A 507-nucleotide genomic window follows, 5' to 3' on the forward strand; every position below is an offset into this window, starting at 1 on the left:
AGGCAAAAACCGAAACTCCTGCACAACAGGCTGCGCCAACTGCGCAACAACACTTTGATGAAGCGGCGCTAAAAGCGAAGTTCTCGAAACTAGGTCTGTCTATTATTGATATTCAACCTTCAGACGTGGCGGGCTTGCTAGAAATTCAAACCAACGGCGGCATATTGTTTGCGTCAAACAATGGCGATCACTTTATTGCAGGTACGCTATACGCGATTGATGACAACGGCGGTTACAAAGACGTACTTGCAGAACGCCAAGCGCCTTTGAATGCTGAGAAAATTGCTAAGTTTGCAGACAGCATGATCGAATACAAAGCGGACAATGAAAAGTACGTGGTGACGGTATTTACTGACATCACTTGTGGCTACTGTGTTCGTCTGCATAACCAAATGCAGGGCTACAATGATCTAGGTATTACTGTGCGTTACATGGCATACCCTCGCCAAGGTGCGACAGGGCCTGTTGCTGAGCAAATGGCAACGATTTGGTGTGCAGAAGATCCAA

The 507-nt window shown here is 46.9% G+C and carries 1 protein-coding gene; it reads left to right on the forward strand.

Features of this window, described 5'->3' with window-relative positions:
- A partial coding sequence (locus R7Q46_RS30580; protein WP_318078766.1) for a disulfide isomerase DsbC N-terminal domain-containing protein occupies positions 1-507 on the forward strand: 507 nt, incomplete at both ends.

The sequence above is a fragment of the Vibrio sp. 811 genome (genome assembly GCF_033339195.1).